At 55.9% G+C, this 18113-nt stretch carries 15 protein-coding genes and 1 tRNA gene; 12 read left to right on the plus strand and 4 right to left on the minus strand.

Translation table 11 applies throughout. The annotated features are described in order from the left end of the window. Positions 1–8: 8 nt before the first annotated feature. From gyrA to KP705_RS09050, 3 genes are read left to right on the plus strand one after another with little or no spacing between them, the layout of a single operon-like run. Positions 9–2849, plus strand: coding sequence for a DNA gyrase subunit A (gene gyrA / locus KP705_RS09040; RefSeq protein ID WP_215764332.1), 2841 nt, complete (start codon positions 9–11; stop codon positions 2847–2849). Further along, positions 2842–3360, plus strand: coding sequence for a pantetheine-phosphate adenylyltransferase (coaD, locus tag KP705_RS09045; protein WP_215764355.1), 519 nt, complete (start codon positions 2842–2844; stop codon positions 3358–3360). The genes gyrA and coaD overlap by 8 nt, the downstream gene beginning before the upstream one ends. Positions 3361–3391: 31 nt before the next feature. Beyond that, a complete protein-coding gene (locus tag KP705_RS09050) occupies positions 3392–3877 on the plus strand; it encodes a peptidylprolyl isomerase (RefSeq protein WP_046900543.1) in 486 nt (161 codons plus the stop codon). 36 nt (positions 3878–3913) lie between these two features. On the opposite strand, the gene KP705_RS09055 is transcribed toward KP705_RS09050, so the two are convergent. After that, positions 3914–4294 carry a DUF6525 family protein gene (locus KP705_RS09055; RefSeq protein ID WP_046900544.1) on the minus strand — a complete coding sequence of 127 codons (381 nt, stop codon included), beginning with the start codon at positions 4292–4294 and terminating at the stop codon, positions 3914–3916. A gap of 132 nt (positions 4295–4426) precedes the next feature. On the opposite strand from KP705_RS09055, the gene KP705_RS09060 reads away from it, so the two are divergent. Next, positions 4427–4502, plus strand: a tRNA-Lys gene (locus KP705_RS09060). Between the two features lie 141 nt (positions 4503–4643). Here KP705_RS09060 and KP705_RS09065 read toward each other — a convergent pair. After that, entirely contained in the window at positions 4644–5483 is an 840-nt protein-coding gene (locus KP705_RS09065) for a GntR family transcriptional regulator (protein ID WP_235271753.1), read from the minus strand. 53 nt (positions 5484–5536) lie between these two features. Here KP705_RS09065 and KP705_RS09070 point away from each other — a divergent pair, with 53 nt between their 5' ends. From KP705_RS09070 to KP705_RS09090, 5 genes are all read left to right on the plus strand, one after another. After that, a complete protein-coding gene (locus KP705_RS09070) occupies positions 5537–7873 on the plus strand; it encodes a TonB-dependent receptor (protein ID WP_215764333.1) in 2337 nt (778 codons plus the stop codon). An 83-nt stretch (positions 7874–7956) separates the two neighbouring features. Next, complete coding sequence (locus KP705_RS09075) at positions 7957–9270, plus strand: cation:dicarboxylate symporter family transporter (RefSeq protein ID WP_046900546.1); 1314 nt, start codon at positions 7957–7959, stop codon at positions 9268–9270. Then, entirely contained in the window at positions 9267–10310 is a 1044-nt protein-coding gene (locus KP705_RS09080; protein WP_046900547.1) for an Ldh family oxidoreductase, read from the plus strand. Before KP705_RS09075 ends, KP705_RS09080 begins: the two co-directional genes overlap by 4 nt. Before the next feature lie 199 nt (positions 10311–10509). Then, positions 10510–11823 carry an ATP-dependent RecD-like DNA helicase gene (locus tag KP705_RS09085; RefSeq protein WP_215764334.1) on the plus strand — a complete coding sequence of 438 codons (1314 nt, stop codon included), beginning with the start codon at positions 10510–10512 and terminating at the stop codon, positions 11821–11823. Between the two features lie 63 nt (positions 11824–11886). Continuing rightward, the gene (locus KP705_RS09090) at positions 11887–12045 is read left to right on the plus strand and encodes a hypothetical protein (RefSeq protein ID WP_167386119.1); all 159 of its coding nucleotides are present in this window, start codon (positions 11887–11889) and stop codon (positions 12043–12045) included. 22 nt (positions 12046–12067) lie between these two features. Here the strand turns inward: KP705_RS09090 and KP705_RS09095 are convergent, their stop codons facing one another. Continuing rightward, the gene (locus tag KP705_RS09095; protein ID WP_215764335.1) at positions 12068–14713 is read right to left on the minus strand and encodes a 2-oxoglutarate dehydrogenase E1 component; all 2646 of its coding nucleotides are present in this window, start codon (positions 14711–14713) and stop codon (positions 12068–12070) included. Between the two features lie 84 nt (positions 14714–14797). Continuing rightward, the gene (locus tag KP705_RS09100; RefSeq protein WP_215764336.1) at positions 14798–15772 is read right to left on the minus strand and encodes an alpha/beta hydrolase; all 975 of its coding nucleotides are present in this window, start codon (positions 15770–15772) and stop codon (positions 14798–14800) included. A 204-nt stretch (positions 15773–15976) separates the two neighbouring features. Between KP705_RS09100 and KP705_RS09105 the strand changes: the two genes are divergently transcribed. From KP705_RS09105 to KP705_RS09115, 3 genes are all read left to right on the plus strand, one after another. Further along, positions 15977–16294 (plus strand): hypothetical protein, encoded by a 318-nt coding sequence (locus tag KP705_RS09105; protein ID WP_211509525.1) that lies wholly within the window; start codon positions 15977–15979, stop codon positions 16292–16294. Between the two features lie 80 nt (positions 16295–16374). Continuing rightward, positions 16375–17013: a 2OG-Fe(II) oxygenase gene (locus KP705_RS09110; protein ID WP_086633562.1), complete on the plus strand. Its 639-nt coding sequence runs from the start codon at positions 16375–16377 to the stop codon at positions 17011–17013. A 27-nt stretch (positions 17014–17040) separates the two neighbouring features. Beyond that, entirely contained in the window at positions 17041–18084 is a 1044-nt protein-coding gene (locus KP705_RS09115; protein ID WP_046900554.1) for an aspartate-semialdehyde dehydrogenase, read from the plus strand. Positions 18085–18113 lie beyond the last annotated feature (29 nt).

Here is an 18113-nt window from a genome sequence, read left to right on the forward strand (position 1 = left end):
GACCTGTCTTGACCGAGCTGAACGAGCCGACTGATATTGTACCTTCCGATCGTCTTCCGGTGACGATTGAGGAGGAGATGCGCTCCTCCTATCTGGCCTATGCGATGTCGGTGATCGTCTCGCGTGCCTTGCCGGATGTGCGTGACGGCCTGAAACCCGTCCATCGTCGCATCCTGTACGCGATGCGCGAGAGTGGGTTTACGTCTGATAAGCCTTACCGCAAGTCTGCGCGTGCGGTCGGTGACGTGATGGGTAAATACCATCCGCACGGTGACAGCTCGATTTACGATGCCATGGTTCGTATGGCGCAGCATTGGTCAATGCGCGTCAAGCTGATTGATGGACAGGGTAACTTCGGTTCGGTCGATGGCGATAGCCCGGCTGCCATGCGTTACACCGAAGCCCGTCTGGCCAAGTCTGCGTCGTTCCTGTTGGATGATATTGAGCGGGACACGGTTGATTTTCAGCCCAACTACGACGAGAGCGAGCACGAGCCTAAGGTTCTGCCAGCGACGTTCCCAAATCTTCTGGTGAATGGCGCTTCGGGTATCGCGGTCGGTATGGCCACGAACATCCCGACGCATAATCCTGGCGAAGTCATTGATGCCACGCTGGCGATGATTGCCAATCCGGCGATCGAGCTGGATGAGCTGATGCAGATCATCCCCGGCCCGGATTTCCCGACCGGCGGAATCATCATGGGCCGCAGCGGTATCCGCAAGGCGTTTGAGACAGGGCGTGGGTCTGTTCCGGTCCGGGCTCGTGCTGAGATCGAGGAGATCCGCAAGGATCGTCAGGCGATCGTCATCACCGAGATCCCGTATCAGGTGAACAAGGCAACCCTTCAGGAGAAGATTGCCGATCTCGTTCGTGCGAAGGAAATCGAAGGCATCTCTGATATCCGGGACGAAAGTGATCGTTCTGGAATGCGCGTTGTCATTGAGCTTAAGCGCGATGCGACGCCGGAAGTGGTGCTGAACCAGCTCTATCGCTTCACGCAGCTTCAGACGTCCTTCAGTGTCAATATGCTGGCACTCGATGAGGGCAAGCCGCGCACGATGGGGCTGATGGACGTTCTGCAGGCGTTCATTCGTTTCCGCGAAGACGTCATTCTGCGTCGCGCACGCTTCGATCTGAACAAGGTGCGGGATCGTGGGCATCTGCTGGTTGGCCTCGTGCTGGCTGTTGCCAACATTGACGAAGTGATCGCGCTGATCCGTTCTGCCCCTGATGCCTCGACAGCGCGTGAGCTGCTCATGGCGCGCGAGTGGGATGCGAGCGAAGTTGTGCCGTTGCTGGAGCTGATCCAGGACGAAGGCAATGTCATCTATGATGGCAAGGTTCGCCTCACAGAAGCGCAGGCTCGCGGTATTCTTGAACTGCGTTTGCAGCGTCTAACCGGTCTGGAACGTGAGAAGATCCAGGGTGAGCTGAGCGAAGTTGCGGCCAAGATTGCCGACCTGCTCGACATCATTGGCAATCACAGTCGTCGCATGGATGTCATGCGCAATGAATTGCTGGCGGCCCGGGCTGAAATTGCCACCCCACGCATGTCGGAAATCTCCGATGCGCTGGGCGATCAGTCTGACGAAAGCCTGATCGAGCCGGGGCAGATGGTTGTGACCATCACGCGTGACGGCTTCATCAAGCGGACGCCGCTTGAGATGTTCCGCTCGCAGAACCGCGGTGGGCGTGGGCGTACGGCGTCTGGCCGTCGTGGCGATGACGTCATTATTCGCAGCTTCAATGCCCATACCCATCAGTGGGTGCTGTTCTTCTCTTCGGGCGGCAAGGCGTATCGCACCAAGGTCTGGCATCTGCCGGAAGCGTCTCCGACGTCCAAGGGGCGCGCGCTGGTCAACCTGCTTCCAGAGCTTGGTTCGGATGCTATTACGGCTGTTCTGCCGCTACCGCAGGATGAGGAGCTGTGGGAAGACCTGCACCTCACCTTTGCGACCGCCAGCGGCAATGTTCGTCGTAACCGCCTGAACGACTTCCGGAATATCCGGGCGTCCGGTCTGATTGCGATGAAGCTGGATGAGGGTGATTCCCTCATTGGTGTGGCGACGTGTCGTGAAGGTCAGGACGTGTTCCTGGCAACGAAGAACGCGCGCTGTGTCCGCTTCCAGATCACCGATGATACGCTGCGTGTGTTTGCCGGCCGTGGCAGCTCGGGCGTGCGCGGTATCCGACTTGGTGACGGGGATGCGGTGATTTCACTGTGTATCCTCAACCATGTGGATGCCAGCGTTGAAGAGCGTGCGGCCTATCTGCGGATGGCCAATGCAAAACGTCGTGCCGAGAATGCTGCGTTGGCAGAAGGTGCTGAAGAAGAGGTGGTGTCCGGTGACGAAGACACTGTGGAGATCGCTGGCGATCTGACGCAGGAGCGCTTCGAGGAGCTGGAACAGCAGGAAGAAATACTTCTGACCGTGACGGATGGCGGGTTTGGCCGTCGTTCCTCTGCCTATGATTATCGTGTGTCGGGCCGTGGCGGTCAGGGCATTACGAACATGACCTTCTCGGCCAATCGCCGCGGCAAGGAAGTGGTTGGAACGCTTCCAACGCTGGATGGCACGGATGTCATGCTCGTGACCGATACGGGTCGTCTGATCCGTCTGCCGGTGTCTCAGGTGCGTGTCATGGCACGTCAGGCCAGTGGTGTGACGCTGTTCCGCCTGAACGACAGTGAAACCGTGATCTGTGTCTTCCCGGTTGTGGAAGATGATGGGGAAGAGGGCGACCTGATCGAAGGGGATGTCGTGGCAACGCCGGACGGTACAGCGCCTGTTGATGGCACTGTGACGGACGGTGAGGCTTCTGTGGGTGACGCAGCCCCTGATGCCTGAGTGGCAGACTGATCCGCGTGTCGGGTTTTATCCCGGCACGTTTGATCCGGTGACGTTCGGTCATTTGGATATTATCGACCGTGCGTCCACTCTTTTTGACCGCCTGCTGGTTGGTGTGGCGGTTAATGAGGGGAAGCAGCCGCTTCTGACGCTGGAAGAGCGTCTGGAGATGATGCGGCAAGAGGTCTCTAAATTGCCTCATACTGACCGGATCAGGGTTCTGGGGTTTGATACCCTATTGGTGGATGCCGTGCGCAAGGCTGGGGCTGGGACGGTTGTGCGCGGCCTTCGCTCTGCGGGAGATTTCGACTTTGAGAGTCAGCTCTCTGGGGCGTTGCGTCGTCTGGCGCCGGAAATTGAGACGGTCTTTCTGCTGTCTTCCGAAGGGCATCGCACGACGGCCAGTCGGATTGTGAAGGAAATTGCTCGTCTTGATGGCGATATTTCCTCCTTTGTCAGCGAAGATGTTGCAAGTCTCGTCTTGTCGAAACTGGGTCGAAGGGCGACATAGGAACCTTCATTGATTTCTGGAAGGTTCCAAGATGTCTGAGACCGCAGTACCCGACGGCAACAAGCTGGTTTTCGAACTCAAGAACGGCAAGGTCGTCATTGAGCTGCGCCCTGATCTGGCGCCGCTGGCTGTGGAGCGTCTGAAGCTTCTGGCGAGCGAAGGTTTTTATGACGGTGTGAAGTTCCATCGTGTGATCGAAGGCTTCATGGCACAGGGCGGTGATCCGACTGGCACAGGCACCAGCGGTAGCAGCTACCCGGACCTGAAGGCCGAGTTCACGGATAAGGCAAAGTTTGAGCGTGGCACACTTGGCATGGCCCGTACGATGGCTCCGCACTCTGCAAACAGCCAGTTTTTCATCATGTTCCAGGACGTGCCGTCCCTGAACGGTCAGTACACGATTGCTGGCAAGGTTGTTGAAGGCATGGAGTATGTCGATCAGATCAAGCGTGGCGCTGGCTCGTCGGGCCTCGTCAAGGATCCGGACACCATCGTTAAGGCGTATGTAGAGGCCTGAAGCTATTTTGGCTGTTCTGAGTGTCTTACGGGATGCTCAGGCGGCTTGCTGCTTGTTCTCTGGTGTTCGCAGGACTGTCACTCCTGCGGCATCATGAGGGTAGGGTGCGCCGCATTGAGCGGTGTAGCGCTCTGAAAAAGCCTTGCGTTCGAGGCGTTCACAATAATCCAGATATTTGATCAGGGCGCGCTCGGCACGCGGAGTGCGGCCGTAAATACGCTTGTAGTGCTTCCACAGAACCAAGGCGTTGACGGACCAGGCATCATAGACGTGTTCGTTCAGGCGTCTGCGAATGGATGCTGGAAGCTGGTCGAATGCATCCCACTCGTTCCCCTCAAAGCGTTGCCAGATTTCATGCCGTACAGTGCGATCGTTTACGGCGGAGTGATTGGTCAGATTGTTATTTTTGGAGCGCATACGGGGGCTTTTTCAGGCTCTGAATCGGTACTATTTAATATGTTATAACATAACTAAAAAAATTCTAGTGCTGTTTTCCGGCTGCTGGAGGTTGACCTCCATAGTGGTTGTGGGGTAGCCATCCGCTCGGATGAACCGGTAGCTCAGTTGGTAGAGCATTCGACTTTTAATCGAATGGTCCTGGGTTCGAGTCCCAGCCGGTTCACCATTTTCCTGTTAGATCAAATATGTTTGGAAAACTTCGCCTAGGGCGAAGCATATTTGATGATGGGCTCCGTCAGCCCTGCGCCATTAGCAAGCAACGCTTTGAGCTAATGACTTCGGCCCAGGCCGATATGTGCTACCAGCCTTATGGGACGAAAGAAGTTTTGCCACGGAGTGGGTCCGCAGAGCGTGGTTTCATTTTTTTCCGGATGCTGAGTGCTTTATCAAGATGCGTCAGATGGGCATCCATGATCTTTACGGCATCTTTTACCTTGTTCTTGCGGAGTGCGCTTACAAGTCGACGGTGGTTGTCGCAGGATTGCTGCGCGTCTGCCTTGGATTGATACAAGGTGGCGATCAGCACGATCCGGGTTGTCAGTTCTTCAAGAATGTTGGCCAGAATAGAATTGCCAAGCGCTGCGGCAAGGTGAACGTGGAAGTGACCTAGAAGGTAGCTCCGACGACCCAGGTCATTCTCGTCGATGGCGCGCTGCTGCTCTAGGACATGTGCTTCGAGCTGTTTGATCGTCTCTGCACTAATATTCTTCTGAGTCATGAGAAGACCGATTTCAACAGATCGGCGCGCTTCGATTGTTTCCCGGGCTTCTTCGACGGAAGGTTCAATAACGAACCAGCCTCTCCTCGGTGAGACTGCCACAATGCCTCGGCTACTGAGGCGCATCATTGCTTCTCGCACCAGTGTTCGCGAGACGCCGAAGATCTCGCCTAGGTCTTTTTCTCCCAGCCGCTCTCCTGGTGAAATCTCTTCAGAAAGAACGGCCTGTATGATTCTGTTCTCGATGACGTTGTTGCTGGCTGGCTGCATCGATTTTTTCCGGGCTTCCATGGCAGCTTTTATGCGCCTCCTTTTTTGAGGGAACAAGCACAACAGAAGATCCGGAAAAGGAATATTCCGGATTCGATCATTTTTAATGTGGAACAAAAAGGGTTTGTATTCTATCTGGTATACAAGATTCGCCGACATGGTGAATTGCGACACATCCTGACTGCTTCACATCGCCGATCTGGAAATGCCCGATGTCCCTTGTTTCGCCCTGCCGCTCCCGTTCTGTTCTCTCATTCCGCGTAACGCTTCTGTCCACAGCTCTTCTGTCCTGTGTAGGAAGCGCGGATGCTGCTGTAATGGCAGCGAAGCGGAGCGTGCATCCGCTTGCTAAGCATGGGGCTGGAGCAGTACGGCATCGTACAGTTGATGCATCCGCGGCGAGTAATGAAGTCGTTCACGTTAGTGCCCGACGCGGGGTAACTGGCGCAGGTCAGCACGAGGCTCATTCTGAAACGGTACTCTCCCGTCAAGAGTTGCAGAACCGCAATGTCCGCCAGCTGACAGACATCGTTCGTGTTGCGCCAAATCTGACTATTCAGCCGTCTTTTGGAAGCTCTGCACTGAACTTTGCATTGCGCGGTGTCGGGCTGATGGATTTTACCCAAAATAACACTCCGTCCGTCATGCCGTATGTCGATGGTGTGGCCTATCCGGTGAGTATTATGACGTCGGGTATGCTGTTTGACATGGATGACATTTCTGTCGCGCCTGGTGCGTCGGGTTTCACGCATGGACAGTCCACCACCGGTGGTGAGATTAATTTCCATACCGGTGATCCTACCCCCGAGTTTCATGCGGGCCTGACGGAAGATATTGCCAGCTATGGTCGCAACCGGGTTGAGGGGTTTGTCTCCGGGCCAATTTCCAAGTCGGTTTCGTTCCGTTTGGCAGGGCAGTCCATGACGGGGGGCGGTTTCCAGCACAATTCGCAGGGCGAAGGGTACGGCAACTCCAATATTGGAGCTCTTCGTGGCAAGCTGCGCTGGAAAATCGACGCAACATCGACGCTGGACATTGGTGGGCACTGGACGACGGACCAGTCCGAGACGTCTTCGGGCCATAATTTCTATAACAGCTACGGCGTTCCTGTGACGTCGGATATCATGCAGACCGAATGGGGACTTGATCCGCGATTTGCGAAAATTATCGGTATCAACGGAGCCAATCAGAAGCCAAGGGAAGACAATATCTTCTGGGGGGCGAATGTCCGCTATACGAAGGACTTCAGCTGGGGCCGGTTATGGACGCTGAGTGCTTTTGAAGCCGTTGACGAGCATGAACTGACCAACCAGACGAACTCGGTTGCGTCCTATGGCAATATGTTCCGCAATAACCAGACGAATGTCTTCTCGCAGGAAGTTAAGCTGGAGTCCCGGGATCCGCATGCTCGCTTCCACTGGGAAGTCGGCATGTATTACAGCCGTGCACGGATGGCGCAGAATTTCTGGTATGATTCATCAGACCGGCCTGGGACGACACCGCTGAATGAGACGTCCTATCGTCAGAATCAGCAGAACTTCAATCAGTATGTTCAGCTTTCATATCGCATTCTGCCGAAGCTGACCCTGATCGGGGCGATCAGCCATGAGTCGGACGACCGGCAGATGCTGAATGTTGTCAGTGCTGATTACGATCTGAATACGGGTGCCAGAACGCATGTGCAGAACTTCGGCAATTCAGGGGCACTGACAAATCAGTTCGCTGGACGTGTCGGGGCACAATACCAGTTCAATCCCAGCGTGATGGGCTATGTCATGTTTTCGCGTGGCTTCAAGCCAGGGGGATTTTCGGCCAACATCACCCAGCAGGCCAGCCAGCTAAAGCCGTTCAAGGCCGAGCAGGTTCTGACGTATGAGGGTGGTTTTAAAACGATGCTGTTCAACCGGCGTCTGCGCTTCAATGCAGCCGGTTTCTATTATGATTATCGGGACCAGCAGCTGCTCGGGACCATCCTTGTGCCACCGTATGGTGTGTTGGGCGGCTACGTGAATGCACCGCGCTCCAACATTTATGGCGCTGAGTTCGATATGGAAGCACATCCGTTTCATGGGCTCGTGCTGACACAGAATTTTGGATACCAGAACGGCTCTTACTCTCAGTTCCAGAGCCTGAATCGCAGTGCCACAACTGCCCAGTTTGCCTCAACGGGTGTCTGGTCGCCTGTGAATACGAACTATAATGGCTACAACATGGGGCTCGCCAATCTGACTCTTTCAGGAGCGGCTACCTACACCTGGTCCATGTTCCATGACTACAAAATGACTTTTGACGTTGATTATAATTATCGTGGCGCACAGACGCAGCCGCAGCATATTGGAGATGGCGGGATCTACCGTGCTCCGGCCTATTTCCTTGTGAACTCGTTTCTGACGTTTGCGGCACCGAAACAGCATTGGTCTGTATCGGTTTATGGGCAAAATCTTGCTGATCGCCGCTACTGGCTTTCTGGCGGGACGCAGGCCACTTTCTATGGTGTCATGCCGGGTCTGCCACGTTTCGTAGGCGCAAAAATGAACGTAACGTACTGAACGAATAATCAGGACCTGAGCCGGAGAGCAGAACCTCTAGCCGGCGTTAGGTTTCCTGAAGGAACGACGGGAAGAAGGTCTGGATGACGAGCAATACGAGCCTTTCGAAAGATGCGAAACGCAGGTTTCGTCCAGGGATTTTCTCTCAGGTTGTGGTTGCAACTCTGATCGGGGTTCTGGTTGGTCTGTTCGCCCCGCATGTTGCAGGGCAATTCCGATGGCTCACCGATCTGTTCCTTCGTCTGATTCTGATGGCGGTCGGCCCGCTGCTGTTCTGTATTGTGGTGACAGGTATTACGGGTGCGGGATCGCTAGGTGCTGTGGGACGACTGGGTTTTCGGTCCCTGATTTATTTCGAGGGTATGACCACGCTCGTCCTGCTGCTGTCGGTTGGGGCAGCCATGCTTATCCGGCCCGGACAAGGGCTGACTTTTACGCCCAGCCCTGAGGATGCCCATATCGTGGCATCCTACGCTGCGAATGCTCACCTTCTGCACGGGCAGGGTTTTACCGGGTTCATCCTGAGTCTTGTCCCACGGTCTCCAGTTGCGGCTTTCGCCGAAGGGAACATTCTCCAGATCCTGTTTTTCGCCATTCTGACAGGATGTTGCCTGAGCCGGATTGGGGACGCTGGCGTACCTGTTACACGCCTGATCGAAAGTCTCTCGACGCTTTTTTCAAGAATGATGCGCCTGATTATCGCTCTGGCACCGCTAGGAGTTTTCGGGGCTGTTGCGACGACGGTAGCAGAGTACGGACTGGATGCTATCGGTCGGCTTGCGTCGTTCGTCGTGCTCTATTTCGCAGCTATTGCCGTTTTTATCGTTGTGCTTCTGGGGGGCTGCCTTTTGGCGTGCGGTATTCATCCGTGGCGCTTTGCCCGTTATTTCCGTGAAGAGATCCTTATTGTTACGGCGACGACCAGCTCTGATTCAGTTCTGCCAAGCATCATGGCAAAGCTCGAAGCCATGGGCGTTTCCAGGCAGGTGGTTGGCTTGGTCGTTCCTGCCGGGTATTCGCTCAATCTGGATGCACTATCGATCTATCTTGGCTTTGCCATTGTGTTTCTGGCCGATGTGACTGGAACGCCTCTGACGCTGACGCAAATGCTCTCCATGTTGGCGACGGCACTGATTACGTCCAAAGGGGCTCATGGGGTTCCGGGGATTGCGATCGTCGTTCTGGCTGCCACGTTGGCTGCGGCTCCTTCCATTCCGCTCTCCAGTCTTGTGCTTCTTTTGGCGGTAGACTGGTTTATCGGAATTGCCCGGGCTGTTGGTAACCTGGCAGGAAACTGTGTTGCTCCTGTTGTTATGGCGGCTTGGACTGGAGCGCTGGATCGTGAGCAGGCCCGACATATTCTGGCTCCTCATGTGAAAATGGAGCTTCCGTCATGAGCAGCATGACAAAGCTTTTGTATTATCCGGAAGCGTTGCTGTCTGAGCGTGTTCACGCGTGTCTGGTGGAAGCCGGAGCTCAGGATGCAGACGCCGAAGCCACGACCCGGGCCTTGCTTCATGCGTCTCGTATCGGGGTCGATAGTCATGGTGTTCGGCTGGTGGGCCATTATGTGCGGCTTCTGCGGTCTGGTGGGGTGAATACCCTACCCGTTCCTGTCTTCACCAGAACAGGGCTGGCAACTGGGCAGTTGAATGCTGATGGCGGCCTGGCTCATTCTGCGGCCTATCGCGCCATGGATGAAGCTGTGTCGCTGGCTCGGGGCGCTGGAATTGGCGCGGTTGGAGTGCATCATTCCTCGCATTTCGGAGCAGCTGGCGCGTATGTCGTTGAGGCTGCGAGGCAGGGAATGATCGGTTTGATCATGAGTAACTCTGACGCAGCCGTATCCCTGTTCGGGGGCGCCAGGCCATTTCACGGAACAAACCCTATTGCGATGGCCGCCCCTACCAGTGGTTCTGATCCGTGGCTTATGGACATTGCGACGTCCTCAATTCCATTCAATCGCGTTAAACTCTACCGCTCCCTTGGCTTGTCGTTACCATCAGGTGTGGCTGCGCGTGATGACGGACTACCCACACGGGATGCACAGTCAGCTGCGTTTCTTCAGCCACTCGGTGGGGAAGAGTTTGGTTTCAAGGGGGCCGCACTGGCTGGGCTTGTTACCATACTGGCAGGCGTTCTGACGGGGGCGGCACTGGACCCGGTTATGGTTGGCACTGATGAAGAGCAGAGCGACCGGAAGCGACAGAACGTTGGTCACTTTGCAATTGCCATAGATCCAGCAAGGTTTATTGGCCAAGCGGCGTATGATCTTGCGATGGGCTCTTATCTCGATCTTTTAAGAGATGGCCCGTCCGTTAATGCGCATAATCCTGTTATGGCGCCGGGTGACCGGGAGTGGCAGGAAGCTCGAAAGCGTGCCGAGACAGGGATTCCGGTCGATCCCGACACACAGCGAATTCTCGGTTTGATTTGAAAGCATAATTCATTCCCCAAAAATAGCGATCGGCACGTCTTGGTTAAGATGTGCCGTTTTTTGGCGGTCGGAGAGGAGGCATTCAAACCGAAGCACATACACCTCTTCCCATGTCATTAGTTTACGCCCGTGCTGCTTTTTTCCTGGTCCATCTGTCCTTTTGGTGGAGAAGGGGACGATATTGTGAGAAGGAGACACCATGGTTGCGCTCACTCCTTCTCAGAAAACGGCTCTCGATGAAATCATCAAGGCGCATGCTGAAAAGCGGCCTACGCATTTACTAACGGGGTATGCCGGAAGCGGTAAGACAACCCTGATGCAGGAAGTGGCCAGGCATTTCCTTCGTCTGAATGTTGTAACCGTGATTACGGCGCCGACACACAAGGCAACGGCTGTACTGCGAAGCAAGGTGGACAAGACGGTCGAATGTCGGACCATCCAGAGCCATTTGAGCCTTCAGCCATCATCGCAGGGGGGTAAAACCACTCTTGTCCGCGCGAAGCGCCCGCAAACCATTCCGGATGGCGTGGTGATTGTGGATGAGTGTTCCATGATTTCGCGTGAGCTGATGGGGTGGATCCGGGATCTGCTCAAATACTGCTTTGTGCTGTTTGTGGGTGATCCAGCGCAGCTTCCGCCAGTGGGGGAAGACGCTTCTCCGTCTTTTTCTGTCCCGTCGACATCGCATCTTGAGACGGTGGTTCGGCAGGCGGCGGGTAATCCCATTCTGGAGGCTGCTACGATCATCAGGCAGAGTCAGGGGAGCGGTGTGGACTGGAGCTGGGTTCAGGATGCCCGGAAAGGCTCTTCGGGGTTATTCGTTCCCAAGGATGTGGAAAGCTGGGTTCGCAAAGCCTTCACGTCTGATGCATTTGACGCAGACAATGATAGCTTTCGTTACCTGTGCTGGACGAATGACCGGGTTCATCAGGTGAACCAGATGGTTCGACAATGGCGGTATGGGGAGACGATTGATCGTCCCTTTATGCCGGGGGAACGTGCCGTCGCGCGTGCGCCTTTCAGTCGACAGAACGAAGACAAGAGCCGCCAGCAGATTGCGACCAATGAAGAAGTTCTGGTCATGGATATTCAGGCGTCTCGTTTGTCGTACCGTTTTGAAGCCTGTGGACCTCTGGCGGCATGGACAACGGATTTACCAGCTTGGGAGCTGACTGTGCTCACGCTGGCAGGAGAAGAAATTACCGCGCATCTGGTGCAGGATCCGCGGGATCTTCAGAGCGTGGATCGTCGGCTTGTTCAGGAAGCCAAACAGGAGCGCAAACGCTGGCAGCAGCGGTTTGCGTTTCAGAGTGCGCTGCTTAATTTGCAGGCCATTTATGCCATGACGGTGCATACGTCTCAGGGCAGTACGTTCCGGAATGTTTTCGTGGATCTGGGTGACATCCGACGTCGGGCAGGAGGAAACCCTCTTGAGACCCAGCAGCTTTGTTATGTAGCCCTGACCCGCGCGACGGATATGGTCTTTCTCGTCAATACTGGCTCTGCGAACTGAAGACTGACGGTTGATTTACTGAGATTTCCGTTGGTGAGCTCGAACGAAACAAGGAATAGGGCGATGCGGGTAAAAGTTGGTCTGGCTCTGGCACTTCTGGTGGCTCTGGCTGCTTGCGGGCCGGATTATGGTGGACAGGGTTCACGCCAATATCGGGGAGATGGGTTCGGTAATACGGGTTCAGGTCGGAGCAGCTATGGATATCAAGGTGGCCCAACCTGAAAAGCGTTTGCTGGCCTGAGCGTCAGGCCAGCGCGTCCTGCACCAGTTTTTCCTGCTGAGCCGCATGTGCACCAGGAAGACCGGTTGCAGGAGAGGCAGCACTTTCACGGCCCAAATAATCAGGGCGCTGCACCTTGTGACCGCACTCCCGAAGAGCGCGCTCGATCCGACGATCAACAAAAATCCAGGCACCATTATTCTGGGGCTCTTCCTGACACCAGACAATCTGTTCAGCATCCGGATAAAGCTCCAGTTGCTGGATCAGGGCATGATGAGGGAACGGATAGAGCTGCTCCAGCCGGATGATGGCCACGTCCGTGCAGGACTTCCGCGCCCGCTCGGCAGTCAGGTCGTAGAAGACCTTACCGGAACACAGGATGATTTTTCTGGGGTTGGTAATGGTTTGCGGGTCTGCCAGGACTGGTTGGAAACGCGTGTGCGGCCCCATCTCAGCAAGAGCAGAAACGGCTTCCTTATGGCGAAGCAAAGACTTGGGCGTGAAGATGATCAGCGGCTTGCGGCAGCGGCGCGCAATCTGGCGGCGCAGAGCATGGAAGTAATTGGCCGGGCTTGTGATGTTACAGACGCGCAGATTGTTTTCTGCACACAACTGAAGAATGCGCTCTGGTCGCGCGGATGAATGTTCAGGGCCGCCACCTTCATACCCGTGAGGAAGAAGGAGCGTCAGGCTGGATGTACGAAGCCACTTGGTTTCCCCTGAGGCGATGAACTGATCCAGAATGACCTGTGCGCCGTTGGCGAAGTCTCCGAACTGGGCTTCCCAGAGAACCAGTGTGTCCGGGTCGCCGAGGGAATAGCCGTATTCGAAGCCTAGCACCCCGAACTCGGAGAGGGGGGAATTCCAGAGGTGCAGCGGGGCCTGATGGGGGGCAATATGGGCGAGGAGCGTTTCTTCCCGTCCCGTTTCCTGATCAAACAGGACAGCATGACGCTGGCTGAAGGTGCCGCGTCGGCTATCCTGACCTGACAGGCGCACAGGATGCCCGTCCATTGAGAGCGTGCCAAACGCAAGGGCTTCGGCTGTGGCCCAATCGAGAGGGCCACCGTCCGCGACGGCCTTACCGCGGGCGATAATCTGCCGTGCAAGGCGGGGGTGAACGTTCAGGCCCTCTGGAATAGTGCCGATGGCCTCTCCGATCATGCGCAGACGTTCCATCGGAACGCCGGTCATGGGTTGGATGCGTTCGGGCTCATCCTGGAGGCGAGTGGAATCCTGCGGTCCGTCCAGCCAGTCAGTTGTGTTTGGCCGGTAATGCTCGGACGCTGCGAATTGTTCTTCCAGTCTTCTCTGGAAGTGCTGCCACATTTCATCAACCTGATCCGACGTCAGAATGCCTTTACGGATCAGGGTATCGGCATAGAGGCGACGCGTCGTGGGGCGGGACTGGATGGCATGGACCATGGCAGGCTGGGTGAAGGCGGGTTCGTCGGTTTCATTGTGGCCATGGCGACGGTAGCAGACGACATCCAGTACGACGTCCGTATGAAAATCGCGGCGCCATTCATGTGCCAGCAAGGCTGCCCGCGCGACAGCGTCTGGGTCATCGCCATTGACATGCAGGATGGGGGCCTGAACGGATTTGGCGATGTCCGTATTGTAGATACCGGAATGAGCGTCGGATTGAACGGTCGTGAAGCCGATCTGATTGTTGATGATGACGTGGACGGTTCCGCCTGTGCGGTAGCCTTCAAGTTTGGAAAGGCCCAGCGTTTCATAAACAACGCCCTGCCCGGCGAACGCAGCGTCTCCATGAACAAGAATACCAAGATGGCGATCGCGGTTCTTGTCTTTTTCACAATCCTGATCAGCCCGGACGCGACCGAGAACAACAGGGTCCACGGCTTCAAGGTGAGACGGGTTTGGCAGGAGGGAAATACGCAAGGTGTGGCCTGCGTGTTCCATCGTGGTGGCGGTGCCGAGATGGTATTTGACGTCCCCAGACCCTTGGATGTCATCTGGCTTGAAGGAGGCACCAGCAAATTCGCTAAAGATTGCTGCAAAGGGCTTCCGCAGGATATTGGCCATAACGTTCAGTCGGCCGCGATGTGGCATGCCCAGCGATACAGACTTTGCGCCATCGCGTGCAGCGGCATCGATCAGGGTCCGAAGGGCGACAATAACGCTCTCTCCACCTTCCAGACCAAAGCGGCGCATTCCCATGAAGCGCTTTTGACAAAACCCTTCAAAGCCCTCTGCACGGGTCAGGGCCAGAAGAATGCGCTCCGGCTCCATCGCTGGCGTCGAGGATGACGTCTCAAGCCGGTCAATCCACCATTGTCTCTGCTGCGGGTCCTGTATGTGCATGAATTCGGCACTCAAGGTGCCCGAATAGGCGCGGCGCAGGCGAGCAAGCAGATCACGGTCTGCGTCGGGTGGGCTAAGCTCAGGGATGTGCGGTGTTGGCGCGAGACCGAGTGGATCCAGGCGTGCGAGAGCGTGGCCGCGCAGACGATAGGCGTTTTTCAGGGCCTCAGCGCTATTGTCCGACGTGTCAGTCGTCGGACGTTCAGCACCGAGGGTTTCGAACAGGGCGGCGAACGCTGGGTCTACGGACGCAGGATCGGTCTGCCAGCGGGCATGAAGCTCGGCCAGATAGACAGTGTTTGCGCCGTTAATGGCATCGCGGTCGTCGCGGTGATCGCCCATGAAAAATCAGTCTCCAGTCACAGGGGCGCGAACTCTAGCCCATCAGAGCAGGTGGGGGAACGCATTTGGATAATGCATTCCGTGTCAGTCTCTAGATGGGGTGAAGAACCGCTTCATGGAAGTGATTCGTCTGTCGAGGGTACGTTTTGCCACAGGAGTTTCTGTCACATCAAAGGCATGGAAGGCCCCGGGGACGATCTCCAGTTCCACGGAGACCCCGCTTCGGATCAGTCGTTGGGCGTAGAGCAGGTCTTCTTCGAGAAACAGATCCAATGAGCCGATCGTCATAATGACAGGGGGCAGCCCAGAAAGATCGCTGGCGCGGGAGGGCGCGGCATAGGGAGAAATATCGTCAGCGCCGGGCAGGGAGGGTGTGAGAAGAATTCCCCAGGCGTAAGTGTTACTGGCGCGCGTCCAGACGAATTCGCCTGCGACGGGAGAGGGGTTTGCCTCGTTGTCGATCGTCCGGTCATCCAGCATCGGATAAATCAGGTTTTGAACTAGAATGGCTGGCCCATTGCGGTCTCTGGCCAGCAGGCAGACAGCCGCCGCAAGATTCCCGCCTGCGCTTTCTCCGGTAACGGCGATCTGATCGCGGCGGATATTCAGGGCGTCAGCGTTGTCATGAATCCAGCAGAGCGTCGCGTAGGCATCTTCAATGCCACCAGGAAAAGGTGTTTCTGGTGTGAGGCGGTAATCCGGGGAGATGACAAGGCAGTTCAGATCCTGGACGAAGCGGCAGAGCTCGGCAGTGTTCTGTTCGGGGCGTCCAGCGCAGTGACCTCCACCATGGAAGTGCAGCAAAACCGGACGGGGTGTAGAGCTTGTCTCTTTAGGTTGAACGGTCAGAAGGCGGATGGTTCTGTCGCCCTCAGGGGTTGCAGGGATGTGACGTTGTTCAACAGTAACCTGAAAATCTTCAGCTTTCTGAAATGCTTGCGCGGCGCGGTTCTCAAGGGCGTTTCTCAGGTCCGGAAGTGTTTCTGGTGTCAGGTCAGTGGCAGGAAACTGGTTTAGGGTCGGAAGGAGTTCCGGAAGGACAAGTCGCGCTGTATTCATGAGAGCATTCCTGAAAAATGGGAAACCTGATCTTTTGGTGGCTTCAACGTCTGCCTGAAGGGGAGGTTTGAGGCATCATGTTTTAAGGTAGAGCGAAGTTTGCCATAAAATTGCCGCAACTTTTGAGCGGCACGCAGCGTCATACAGGCAGTGCCTTCTGGCAGTTTCTGGAAATTGCGAAGGACATGTCGAGGAGTTCAGCTCATGCGTGCTCTGCTTGTCTGTCTATTTTTAGCTGTCACGACCCTTATGACTCCGGATGCTTCGGCTCAGGGTCTGGAAAGTGGTATGCTGTCCGTACGGATGAGACTTGCTGAAGATGCAGGGATGTCTGGTGTGGACCGGCGGTTGATTGTTTGTCGCATCAATCCGCGCCTGTTGCATACGGTCTGGGTTCCGAACGTGAAAGAACCGCGTCAGCCGCAGGTTTGCACGGGCGGCGCTAACCGGCTTGGGGCTGGATATGTCCGCTATCTGTCAACCAGCCGCGTTTCAAAGGCGCAGAAGCCACTTCGCGGGTAAGTTTCTTTCGTAAGAGTTGGTGTTGGCGTGTGTGGAATAGGTCTTGCCGGGTCGTTGGGGCAGGGCTAGCCTCGACCACTATGTCCAACATTTCTCTCGATTATGATGCTCTGGCGCATACGCCGATTGCGGAGAAGCCTTTCCCGCATGTGGTTGTGCCGCATTTCATCAGCAATGATGATCTTCAGTCCATTGTGGCTGATCTGCCGGACATGCAGTCCGGCGGATCTTTTCCGCCGGAGGCGCTGGAGCTCACCCCTCGTGTGAACAGCATGATCGAGGAATTGCAGGGTCCTTTGCTCAAGGACCTGATTGCGGAGAAGTTTGGCCTGGACTTGGCGGATGCACCGACCATGCTGACGGTTCGTGGTCGGACGCGTGAAAAAGACGGGCGCATTCACCGGGATTCCGAAGCCAAGCTGGTTACCGTGCTGTTGTATCTTAACCCGCGAGGCGAAGACTGGTCTTCGCGGGATGGATGTTTGCGCCTGTTGAATGGCCCGGATGATGTCGAGGACTATGACGTCGAAGTCACGCCGGCTGAGGGAACGCTGCTGGTGTTCCCTAATGGTCCAACAACGTGGCACGGACATCGGCAGTTTGTCGGGACGCGGTATGCGATCCAGCTCAATTATATGGCAACGGGCCGGAAGGCTCGGTACGAACTGGGGCGGCATCGTCTTTCGGCGCTGGTCAAGCGCCTGCCTTTCGTGGGCTGATTTTTTTACAAGGGAACGGAAAACATCATGGGTTATCGGGTTGCGGTTGCGGGCGCCACGGGAGCGGTGGGGCGCGAGCTGCTGCGGATTTTGGCAGAACGTAATTTCCCTGTGGACGAGGTCGTGGCACTCGCGTCGCCGCGCTCTGTCGGGCGGGAAATTTCCTTTGGCGACAAGGCAGTGCTGAAGGTTCAGAACCTTGAGACGTTTGATTTCAAGGGGTGGGATCTGGCGCTGTTTTCGCCGGGCGGAGAAGTATCGGCGATTTATGCGCCGAAGGCTGCCGCTGCGGGTTGTGTCGTAATCGACAACACGTCCCATTTCCGTATGGAGCCTGGTATTCCTCTGGTGGTGCCAGAGGTGAATGCGTCTGCGCTGAAAAAGGCGCGGCGTGGCATCATCGCCAACCCGAACTGCTCAACGGCGCAGATGCTTGTAGCGCTGAAGCCGCTTCATGACCTGTTCAAGATCAAGCGGATTGTCGTCTCGACCTATCAGGCCGTGTCCGGTGCGGGCAAAGATGGAATGGATGAACTGTTTGGGCAGACCAAGGGCACCTTCGTGAACGACCCGCCGACGGTGGCTCAGTTTACCAAGCAGATCGCGTTTAACGTCATTCCGCACATTGATCGTTTCATGGAAGATGGAGCGACCAAGGAAGAGTGGAAAATGGCGGTCGAAACCCGCAAAATTCTGGATCCGGACATTCAGGTTCTGGCGACCTGTGTCCGTGTTCCGGTTTTTATCGGCCATTCCGAAGCGATCAGCATTGAGTGCGAGAAGCCGATTGACCTGAAGAAAGCTCGTGAGGCTCTGCGCAAGGCTCCTGGCGTCATTCTGCGCGATGTACGCGAAGACGGCGGCTATGTGACGCCGATTGAATGTGTCGGGGAGGATGCAACGTATGTGTCTCGCCTGCGCATTGATCCGACAGTCGAGAATGGTCTGGCACTCTGGTGTGTCTCGGACAATCTTCGCAAGGGTGCAGCACTGAATGCCGTGCAGATTGCGGAAAGTCTGGTTGAACAGGATCTTTTGAAGAACGGAGCCTTGTTTCCTGTAAAGGAATAAGGGAGTTTTCTGAAGTTCTGGCGCGTCTG

Origin of the sequence: Gluconobacter sp. P1D12_c (assembly GCF_018812105.1) — a bacterium.
GTDB lineage: Bacteria > Pseudomonadota > Alphaproteobacteria > Acetobacterales > Acetobacteraceae > Gluconobacter > Gluconobacter oxydans_A.